Origin of the sequence: Streptomyces sp. NPDC060000 (assembly GCF_042737375.1) — a bacterium.
Lineage (GTDB): Bacteria > Actinomycetota > Actinomycetes > Streptomycetales > Streptomycetaceae > Streptomyces.
In genome coordinates this window covers 2,024-11,707 of the sequence record NZ_JBHWUU010000141.1, presented here as the reverse complement: position 1 = coordinate 11,707, position 9,684 = coordinate 2,024, and the positions used below count along the sequence as shown (strand labels likewise).

9 protein-coding genes and 2 pseudogenes are annotated in these 9,684 nt (G+C 68.7%); 3 read left to right on the top strand and 8 right to left on the bottom strand.

Features of this window, described 5'->3' with window-relative positions:
* From ACFWBB_RS41355 to ACFWBB_RS41345, 3 genes and pseudogenes are all read right to left on the bottom strand, one after another.
* Window positions 1-149, bottom strand: a 149-nt coding sequence (locus tag ACFWBB_RS41355) for a transposase (protein WP_385284077.1), incomplete at its 3' end; no start/stop codon positions are given.
* 28 nt (window positions 150-177) lie between these two features.
* Window positions 178-726, bottom strand: a complete 549-nt coding sequence (locus tag ACFWBB_RS41350; protein WP_385284074.1) for a hypothetical protein — start codon at window positions 724-726, stop codon at window positions 178-180.
* A gap of 115 nt (window positions 727-841) precedes the next feature.
* Window positions 842-949: pseudogene (locus ACFWBB_RS41345) on the bottom strand (GNAT family N-acetyltransferase); the annotation flags it as partial.
* A 201-nt stretch (window positions 950-1,150) separates the two neighbouring features.
* On the opposite strand from ACFWBB_RS41345, the pseudogene ACFWBB_RS41340 reads away from it, so the two are divergent.
* A pseudogene (locus tag ACFWBB_RS41340) lies at window positions 1,151-1,288 on the top strand (IS5/IS1182 family transposase); the annotation flags it as partial.
* 103 nt (window positions 1,289-1,391) lie between these two features.
* Here ACFWBB_RS41340 and ACFWBB_RS41335 read toward each other — a convergent pair.
* Window positions 1,392-1,670, bottom strand: a complete 279-nt coding sequence (locus tag ACFWBB_RS41335) for a hypothetical protein (RefSeq protein ID WP_385284071.1) — start codon at window positions 1,668-1,670, stop codon at window positions 1,392-1,394.
* Between the two features lie 232 nt (window positions 1,671-1,902).
* Between ACFWBB_RS41335 and ACFWBB_RS41330 the strand changes: the two genes are divergently transcribed.
* Window positions 1,903-2,901: a YdcF family protein gene (locus tag ACFWBB_RS41330; protein ID WP_385284068.1), complete on the top strand. Its 999-nt coding sequence runs from the start codon at window positions 1,903-1,905 to the stop codon at window positions 2,899-2,901.
* 1,045 nt (window positions 2,902-3,946) lie between these two features.
* On the opposite strand, the gene ACFWBB_RS41325 is transcribed toward ACFWBB_RS41330, so the two are convergent.
* Genes ACFWBB_RS41325 through ACFWBB_RS41315 form a run of 3 tightly spaced genes read right to left on the bottom strand, consistent with a single transcriptional unit; the run spans window position 3,947 to window position 6,863 of the window.
* Window positions 3,947-4,348 (bottom strand): DUF6009 family protein, encoded by a 402-nt coding sequence (locus ACFWBB_RS41325; RefSeq protein WP_142270019.1) that lies wholly within the window; start codon window positions 4,346-4,348, stop codon window positions 3,947-3,949.
* A complete protein-coding gene (locus ACFWBB_RS41320; RefSeq protein WP_385284065.1) occupies window positions 4,345-5,865 on the bottom strand; it encodes a phage/plasmid primase, P4 family in 1,521 nt (506 codons plus the stop codon). The genes ACFWBB_RS41325 and ACFWBB_RS41320 overlap by 4 nt, the downstream gene beginning before the upstream one ends.
* A complete protein-coding gene (locus ACFWBB_RS41315) occupies window positions 5,862-6,863 on the bottom strand; it encodes a bifunctional DNA primase/polymerase (protein ID WP_385284062.1) in 1,002 nt (333 codons plus the stop codon). The genes ACFWBB_RS41320 and ACFWBB_RS41315 overlap by 4 nt, the downstream gene beginning before the upstream one ends.
* Before the next feature lie 1,397 nt (window positions 6,864-8,260).
* Between ACFWBB_RS41315 and ACFWBB_RS41310 the strand changes: the two genes are divergently transcribed.
* Window positions 8,261-8,524 carry a hypothetical protein gene (locus ACFWBB_RS41310; RefSeq protein WP_385284059.1) on the top strand — a complete coding sequence of 88 codons (264 nt, stop codon included), beginning with the start codon at window positions 8,261-8,263 and terminating at the stop codon, window positions 8,522-8,524.
* Window positions 8,525-8,723: 199 nt separating this feature from the next.
* Here the strand turns inward: ACFWBB_RS41310 and ACFWBB_RS41305 are convergent, their stop codons facing one another.
* Entirely contained in the window at window positions 8,724-9,227 is a 504-nt protein-coding gene (locus ACFWBB_RS41305; protein ID WP_385284056.1) for a DUF402 domain-containing protein, read from the bottom strand.
* Window positions 9,228-9,684: the final 457 nt, after the last annotated feature.

Sequence of the window (9,684 nt, the reverse complement as noted above, 5' to 3'; positions counted from 1 at the left end):
CAGCCGACCTGTTCCGCGGGAACGTCCCGCCAGCTCACGCCCTTGCACAGCACGTAGACGATGCCGCGCAGCGCAGCGCGGTCGTCTGCAGGCAACCGCCCGGGATACCGATACCGCCTGGGCGGACGAACCGGCAGCAGCGGGGCCACACGCTCCCCCAAGTCATCAGGCACAAGATCAGCGGACACCCAACAGATCCTGCCGACACGACACCCAACTGCCAAGCCCCACAACACATTTCATTCTGAAACGATCAGTAAGCAGCTTCTTCCGGAGAGCGGTCTCGTCCCAGAGCTGGATGACGAGGCTGTGCTCCTTCTCCCTCGCCTTCGTCCACGTGTCCCACCATGCCGTCATGGGGCCGTCCATGCTGGAGGGGATGCACAAAATCCAGCTGGCGATGGTGTGGCCGTTCTTGACGGCTGCCTTCAGCACGTTGTCGAGCGACTCTTCGACCTGCTGTACGTGCTTCTTGGTGGTGACCGGCATGAAGTACTTGGACTGCCACACCGTGATCGCTCCGCCGAGGTTTCCGGCGAAAGCGTCGATACCCCAGTCGCCCGGGTTGGCAGCGACGGACCGTACATTTGGGGTCGTCGCGGCGGCAAGCTGAGCGATCATCGTCTCGAAGTCGTCGCGGGCTCCGCCGGGGCTTCCCCCGCGGACTGCGTGCACGTCGAAGCTGATTGGCTGGACACCCGTCGGCACGGCTATCGAGTCAGGCACACCCACCCCCCTGCACCGGTGGCTGCACACAGGATGTTCCCCAAGCGTCACACACCGTATCGGTGGAGCCTAACCAACGGCCCCTCTTCTGATCAAGAAGTGGAACGCCGGCATATTAGATGCCGCGCTGGTTGACGAAGCCGAGGGATGTCAACCCCTCGGCCGCACAGAGACGGTCGGAGGCGCCGCCCACGCTGGTCTGGAGGAGCTGGTATGCGGCGCCCTGACGTGGCGTAGTCGCGTGACGCCCTGCGCGTGCTCCGCCACAGTCTCACCAGTGCGTCCCTCTCTTCCCCGGACGCCGCGAGGATCTGCCGACGCAGGTCCTCGCGGCGCTTGTGCAGCCGCGCAAAGACGCCCTGTAACTCGGTCTGTTCGCTGTCCGGCCTGGTAACCGGGCCGACCCGAGAGAGGTCACCGTCAGGCGGGGTGGGTTCTGCCCCGGCTCTGGGTTGTCGAACGCTCCCACACCTGGGTCATGCACGCCCGCCGGCACGCACGCCACGACGAACGGCTCATCCAGCTCTCGGAATCACTGATCACCTGGGTGGCGATCACCCTTGATGCCCAGGCGCATCACCCGGCGGGCCTCCCGCAGGAGCGGACAGCCAGCCCCCGTGAGGCCTACCGCGACTGATCATCGGTGGCACTTACGGTCAGCAGCGTCACCCAGAGGCCACCGAGCCCAGACCGGGTGCACATCGTCCCATACCGTTATGTCGCCTGCCGTACATCGGGCCGGGCGACTGGTTGCGGCACAGAGCGAGGATGAACGGGCGGTGGAAGCCGAAGACGCGCCAGGCCAGCGCGTCACCGACCGAGCGCAGCTGGCGAGCCAGCCGCTCGCACACGTCGTGCTCGAAACGCCAGGTCGCGATGTCGGCGGGGTCGCGGCCTGACTGGAGCTCCGGTACCTCCGGTTGCGGCTGCTTGCCGTTGCGCATCCGGGTGACGGCACGCTTGAACTCCCAGCGGTCCTTCAGTTCGCGCGGCTCGGCAAAGTCGACATGCCGGTCCCGCTGAACGCACCGCCGCCCGCCCGCGTTCGGCGCATCACAGCAGGTCTGGGAGGATGGCCGGCAGCTGTCCGTACCGGGTCCGGGAACCCGCGGGCGGCGAGAGGCGGGCGGGTACGGGGAGCGGCCCGGCGGGCGGGAGAGCGGAGCGGTGCGGAACATGCCGGAGTACCCGGAATACCTCGCTGCGGTCGTGTTCGCTGCGGGTGGCGTCGTCAACGCCCTGCTGGCGCCGCACCGGTTCTCCACCGCTGTCCTGTTCTGCCTCGCGGTGACCTCTGCCGGACTAGGCGTGTCTGGTCGCAGGGCGGCAGCCCACCCGACCATCGCCACCGTCCTCGCCGTCGCCGCCCTGCTCCTGGCGCTCGCGGTGGGCCTGCTGCTGCTGGCCGACGGCGTCCTTCTGGTCCGGCGCTACGGACCGCAGGCAGCCCTGCTGGCGACCGGGGCCGCTGGCTGCGCGGTGCTGGCGGTGCTCGGCCTCGACGCGGTCTTCCACGAGGTCGGCGGCGAGGCGTTCGGTGCCCTGGTGGTCGCGGTGAACGCGGCCGCGGGATACCTCACTCTGCTCTTCCTGGTATTCGCCGGTTACGTACTCGTCCGGGGCCGCAGCACCCCCCTGCCGGAAACCACCCATGTCGTCGTCCTGGGCGCCGGGCTCAACGGCGACCGGCCCGGCCCGCTGTTGACCCGCAGGCTGGAGCACGCCCTCGCGCTCGACGCCGCCCGTGCACCGGACACGCCTCGTGTGGTGTTCGTCGTCTCGGGCGGCCAGGGCGACGACGAGGTCCGCTCCGAGGCGGAGGCGATGGCCGACTATCTGCGCGGACGCGGAGTGCCCGCCGACCGGATCGTGCGGGAAGACCGCTCCGTCAACACCGGGCAGAACCTCCGCTTCAGCGTGGCCCTCGTGGACGGCACCACTCCCGGCCACCGTGCCACGGTGGTCACCAGCGGCTTCCACGTCTATCGCACGACCCTGCTGGCCCGCCGCGTCGGCGCGCCGGTGCACGTCGTGGGCGCGCCGACCTCCCCCGCCTACTGGCTGGCCGCGACACTGCGCGAATTCGCCGCCGTCCTGTGGCTGGACCGCCTCCCCCTGGTCGGACTCAGCCTGCTGCTGTCAGTGCCGGTGGCGACGGCGGTCTTCGAGCACTGAAGCGCCGGGGCTTGGATGGACGTTTCACCACATGGCCACGCTCGGTGGTCGCAATCAGCATGACCAGATCATCCAGCAAGGGTCTGACACTGCCCGGCAAAGCCCTGACCAGGGCGGTCAAGGTTCGCTGGCAGGAACCGCAGTGGTCTGACTTCGGTGGCGATCGGTCAAGGACCGGTGTCACAGGACAATCCTGGTGTCGAGTGTCCGGTCTCCGTGAAGTCCGGGCTGTCTCAGTGTTCTCCGGGTATCCGTCCCGGCATCTCCCACCGGTCCGGGTGCACAGTCCCGATGCCCCTGACGCCAGCGACCACCCCGGCTCTTCCAGCCCTACGTACCCGACGGCACTTGCCCAGCGCTCGTCAGGACCCCGATAGTGCTGGCCCGTCCTGAACATCAAAGCAATGTCCTGTATCACCTCTCGCGCCGTGCACCGTGGACGAGCACTGGCGACTCTGCGAAGGTGAACCTGTGAGCGAGGGGAAGCGCGAAACGCTGGCCATCGCCTTGGACCACGCATGGCGTTGGTATGAGAACCGCCGCAGCCGCACGGGGCGCTGCTTCAAGTTGTCACTCTGTGGCTGGCGTTTTTGGGCGCAGGCTACGGTGCCGTGCTGCAGGCAAAGCTGTACGGCCTGGGGGGCGCGATAGGCATATTGGCTGCGGTCGGTCTGGTTGCAGCTGACCATGAGGCCACTCGCGTCAGAGCGTCGGCAGCACTGGCGGCTGACGCCGTCGCCGAACTTGAGGAACGTCTAGCTGACGCCACTGGTGTCCAGGCGCTACGCCTGTACCAGCGCGAACGCGCAAGCAATCCGCCCTCGCGACGTTCCTGGGCCTCGACCTTGGGCGCTGGGTGGTGTATGTGAGCCTCGCGACCTGCCTTGTAGCGGCCATCTACACCTGGGTGGGGCTGGCCTGACAGAGCACCGAGATTGAGGTGAGGCCAGCATCGGCCGTAGGGCGCAAGAAGAATTCCCCCTTGCGTGCCGACCACCGCGATGAGGCTGGTCAGGACTTGAGACACGGCGGTCGGGGCCGGGCATTACAACGGGAGCTGTATGCCGAGCTCTTGCATGGCGAGAGAAGGCGGGCCGCCTTCGGAGCGTTCGGTCTTGTAGCCCTTGACGCGAGGTTCGAGGGTGCGCGGGTCGACGGCTTCGGCGGGGGCGCTCTTTGCGTACAGGCCGTCGGGCTCGGTGTCGCGGTCATGGGGCAGGACCCAGAAGACGCGGCGACGGAACGTGCCAGAGGCGCGGGAGGCTTTGGCGTCGGGGCCGAGGATGGCGTAGCCGACCATGCGGCCGTCGCGGTGGTAGGCGGGCTTGCCCTTGCGGGTGGGCAGCCGGTCCAGGCTCTGGCGCACGTAGTCGAGCTGGGCAACGTCTTCCAGCCATACGAGGTCGACTTCGTGGCTGATCTCGTCCGCATCGATCAGGGAACTCATGCGCTGGCTTCCCTCTCTTCGTCGGTGAGCAGTCCGATGCCCGGGTAGTACTTGCGCTGGTTGGACAGGATCATCCCCTTGGGTGAGGCCAGCCCGACCAGTTCCCGGGTGCGGGAGGCGAAGGCGCGCGAGGACATGACCAGTGCGCCTTCATTGTTGCACCAGGTGGTGTAGGCGGCGTAGAGCGCCGTCTGCTCGGCGCGCAGGTCGGGACCCAGTCGGCAGCATTCCTCGTAGAAGCGGCCGGTGTGGTCCTCGGTTTCGGCGTAGGCGGTCGTGGCGATCCGGACGCGTTCGGGGCCGGTGAGATCGCGGTCGCCGCCCAGGTAGCGGCGAGCTCCGTCGATGAGCCAGCCGAGGATGCCCGGGCCTTCCTCCATCACGAGGAGGTCGGCCAGGTTGTCGATCTTGCGGTCATCGGGGACGACGCGCTCGAAGGGAATCAGACGCATGCGCCGCCAGAAGGCGAAGCCGCCGGTGCCGACTTCGGGGCGGTGGTTGCCCAGCAGCCAGAGTTTGTGGGTGGGTTCGAAGCTGAAGGGGTCCTGTCGCATGCGGCGAGCTTTGATGCGGTCGCCGCCGGTGAGGTGTTTGACCCGGGCTTCGTCGAACTTGTCGCCGGGTTTGATCTCCGAACAGACGTAGACGCGCCGGCCGTGGAGTTCGGCGAGGTCGGTGGGGTGGCCTTCGAACGGCTTGGCCATCAGGAAGCCGGGAGGGGCCGCGTCGGCGTAGTCGCCGAGCAGCTTCATCATGACGTCCAGGAGGACGGACTTGCCGTTCTTTCCCGTTCCCCAGAGGAAGGGAAGGATCTGCGCTCCGACATCGCCGGTGATCGAGTATCCGAGCAGCAGTTGCAGGTAGTCGATCATTTGCAGGCCTTCGGCGTCGTCGCCGAAGGTGTCGGTCAAAAAGCGCAGCCAGCGCGGGATGGGTGTCTGCTGCGGGCCGACGGTGGTGGAGCGGGAGTGGAAGTCCTTGTTCGGGTCGGGGGCCCTGAGCAGCCCGGTGCGCAGGTCGACGACGCCCTGGGGCGTGCACAGGGCGTAAGGGTCAGCGTCCAGACGGTCCGCTTTGAGCACCATGCCGGGCGCTGAGCGTGCCTGGGCGAGCATGGCGTTCATGCCGGAGGTCGACATGGCGCGGGTGCGGTGCTTGTGCAGGGCGGTTGTGGTGAACCGGCCGCGGGGGTCGTGCTCGGCGATGGTCTCGGCGAGGTCGCCAGCGGCCCACAGGACGGTTTCGTCTTCGTCGATCTGCCAGCGGGTGGTGTCCCACTGGTACCAGCCGATGTTGGGGACGTGCCGGTAGTCGTTGGCGTACAGCTTGACGAACAGTTTCGCGTTGCCGCGGTCGGTCAGTGTGTCCGGCAGGAGGCCGTTGGCGGTCGCTTCACCGCTTGACCGTTCGGCGGTGGCTTGTGCGGGCAGCGGCGTGGCGGGGGCCTGTGCGCGGATCTGGGCGGCGACGGCTTCGGGGTCGAACTCGAAGAGCGGCTCGATGCCGGGGGAGGTCACGGGCGCCTCCCTGTCGCGTGGAGGGGCTTCTTCAGGCCTGCGGCGAGGCCGCTGCGAATGATCTGCTCGATGCGCAGCTCCTGACCCGGGCGGGCCGCGGCCGCAGTGTCTTTAAGTGCCTGTTCGGCTTCCTGCTGGGAAAGACGGCCGGCGGCGATGAGGCCGCCGAGGGTGTAGGCGGCCCGGTTGAGGGCGTCGGAGAAGCCTGCGCCATGGGCGACCTGGCCGCAGGCTTCGACCGGCGCCAGGACCGCGGCGAGGGTGTGCTCGGTTTGGCCTCGGCGGCCGCCGGCGGCAAGCACGGCCTGCTGGGCGCGCGGCGGGACGGGCCGGGGAGCGGGAATGGCGGGCGCGGGCGAGTGTCCGGTGCGGTCGAGTTCTTGAGCGAGCCACAAAGGGAGGGCAGCAGGCTCGCGGGCCTCGCCGAGGGGAACGTAGCTGCCGTGGATGGTCGTGGTGCCGGGGGCGATGATGTAGCTGCCGTGGGCGCGGATGTCTACCTGCCAGGCCAGGGCGCGGCCGGGGCTGGAGCCGGCGGAGGCCTTCCAGTGGCGGTTGCCGGTGGTCCGGTACCAGACGTGGAGGCCCCCGGAGGGGGTGCGCACGCGCAGGGTGGTGGTGTCGTCGGCGGGGCTGTGCTGGCTGCGGAGGGCTGCGAGGACGGCGAGGGTGTGGAAGCCGTTGGCGAGGCCGGAGAGGTCGACCTGGTCGCCGATGGGGATGCCGGGCAGAATTCGGTCACGCGCCGGGGGCTGGGTGCCGTGAGCGTCGATGTCGATGACGACCAGGCCGGCCGGGCCGCAGGAGACTCCGATGCCGAACTCCGGGTGTTGTCCCCACCACTGCTGGATGCGGTCTTGGTTGAGGGTGGCTGCGTGGAAGCTGTGGCACCAGAGGCCTGCGCGGAGGCAGGGGCAGCCGGTCGGTGTGTGGGCGTTGGCACGGCAGTCGCTGCAGTTCGCGGCTGGTGTCTTGCGGCCTGGGGCGAGGGGGTGCACGGGCCAGCCGCGGCGGGCGCAGGCCTGTGCAGTGGCAAGGGCCGGAGCGACTGAAGGAGCGGGGATGGCTGAGCCGCTTGAGTCGCTGCGGGAAAACTGCAGCTCAGCAGGCATCTGCACCCCCCACTAGCGACCGAAGCGACTCAATGACAGACACAGCCTAGCGAACGGGGACGGTGGGGTCGTGGAGCACATGCAGAACAACGGTGCTCCTGTGTCGATGATGCGACCGGCTAGCACTCGTCCAGCGACCGAGCGAACAGCACAGCGACCCTGGACGGTTCGGTCGCTGCGTGACGGCAACAGCAAAAGGCCAGCTCAGGCAGGGTAGAAAGGCCGAACAGCGACTGAAGCGACTGAAGCTCTCTGTATATAACGCACACGCACACTCTCTCTGGAGCCCGTATATGCGCTGTCCGGTCGCTTGAGTCGCTCTCACTTCCAGGAGAACGCGCTGACCTGCCAGTTCTCCTGGCTCAGCCAGCCAGCGACTGGAGAACCGCTCAGTCGCTGGCCTTTCAGTCGCTCCCTGTCGAGTACAGCGACCCAAGCGACTGAAGCGACCGAGCCTCAGGCACCCGGGAACCGCGCGTCCGCAGAGCAGGCAGGTCCTCTCCCAATCAGCCCAGCAGATCCGATCGGCTGTTCGAGGAATTGATGCGCCAGATGCTCCAACCAACTGCCTCGATGCCCGATCCCCACCACTCGCCGCGGCAGTGTGACGTCGAAGGCAACCCCTGGTGCAACGCAGCGACCGAAGCGACTGAAACTCAGTGCTGGCTCAGGCGCGCTGGCCTGAGGGACAGCCCGGCCGGGGCGGCCCGCGAGCTCCGGCGGCGGCTGGTATGGCCGCCCTTGAGCTGCCGGCGGGCCCTCGCGCCTCGCGTGCGCTCCTGGCTCCCGGTGTACCGCAGCGACGCTGAGCGTGGCGGTACGGGGTCGGGAACCCTGCGGGTCCTGGATCTGCGCGGGCCCTTGGGGCTGCAGGCGCAGCACGATGCGCCGGTCCAGCTCGGCGCCGCCAACGTCACCTACCTATACCCGGGCCCGCTTCACGCAGGTGGCGATCTCCGTGAAGCCCTCCAGCTTCGGCCACATGCACGGCAGCAGAACGTCCTTCGGTTGGGTCCGCCGGTAGGGCTGTCAGGACGCTGCCCGCGGGCTCCGACCCTGAGCCTGACCTTGGTGTGACTCCGGTGAACGTGCACCATCGGCGCGCTTTGGGTGGAAGTGCGGCGGCTGCGTTGACAGCTGATGCCCGTGTGGAGGCGGCACGGGCGGTCCTGTCCCTGGACGCCAGCCTCGGGGACGGGCTAACGAGGCGAGGGACCCCGCGCCGTCGGCACGTACGTACTGTGATGAACTGGCCACTGATCACCAGAGATAGAGGGGGAGAAATGACGGCAGACGCAGAGCAGTTGCGCCAGGACGGGCACCATGTCGAGAAGTGGTCGCTCGGGTGGTTGCTGCTGTCGCTGGCGATGTGGGCGTGGTTCGGCTACCGGTTCCTGATGGACGACGACCGGGGACTCTTCGCACGCGCTGAAGACAGCCGGGCCCTGGTAGGCATACTCGCGCTGGCGGTCATCCCGACGATCATCACGGCGGCGACCCTTGTATACGCCCGGGTCCTGTTCCGCCTGGCCCGCCGGGCCTTGTAGGAGATTTACTTCGACATGGCGGGCACCTCCGGCGCTGCGGCGAGCCGGGGCTTGCCGCGCAGGAAGCGTCAGCCACGTAGTCTGCCGCCCCGCGGGTGGCCGCGCCCAGCAGCTCGGTGGCCCTCTGTCGCTCGCACGGTACGCGGAGGACGCCGCATGCCTCGCGCCCTCGTCCGCGTGGCGCCGGCCGATGACTGGATCAGTGCGGCAGCAGGGACGGAGTCGGCCAGGCCGGGTCACGGCGCCAGGCGATCCACCGGTCGGCCTCAGCGAACGGTCCACCCCGCTCGGCCAGCAGGGCGAGGGCTTGCTGGCGGGCAGCGTCGACGCGCGCGTGCTCCGTGTCGTCGATGATGCCCAGGCGCCGGGCATGGGCGTATTCGGCCTCATCCTTCCACCGCCAGCTGGACAGGTCCGTCTCGACGAGGAGGTCGACGAGCAGATCGAAGGTGTCGAAGCCGGACGCCCGACGGACGCTCGGGCGTTCGAAATTGACGTACCAGGTGAGCAGCCGGTGGTCGGCATCGCCGCTGTAGAAGGCGTTGACGCTGAAGTACGCGCCCGGCGCCTTCCACAAAAGCAGCACCGTCTCCTGCCACTCCCCCTCGGTCAGCGTCCAGGTGCCGTCCGCGAGTTGCCGCACCGCGTCCTGGCGCGAGACGGACAGCTCACCGGCGCGGACCCTCGCGTAGACCTCGGGCACCCGCACCCCGGCCCCGGCCAGACGGCAGTGACCAGGGCCGTGGGCGAGTCCTCGACCACCCGCAGGGCCTGCGCACTCCACACGCGTCCGCGGAACACATCACGCCGCTGCACCGTCTGGCCGGCAACGAAGGACTCCACCCTGACCACCTCCCGTTTGAACAACGCTCACACGTCGTACGGGGTGCGGGCCACCAGACACCACCGCGGGCGAAGATGCCCGGCAGCCCGCCCGGGGCTACGTCGAATCCTCCGGCTCGGGTTCGTCTCCGCGGCCGCGACCGTCAGCGGCCGCGGAGACGTCCACGCCGAGCAACAGCTTCGAGTGGCGGGGCGGGGCCGGGCGGGGGGGGCCCCCCGTAGGGGGAGGAGTAGGGAGGGCAGGGGGGCGTTTAGGTAGGGTTTGGTCACACTGGGGGTAGGGGTCGGGGGGGGGGGTGGGCGGGGGGGGGGGGCAC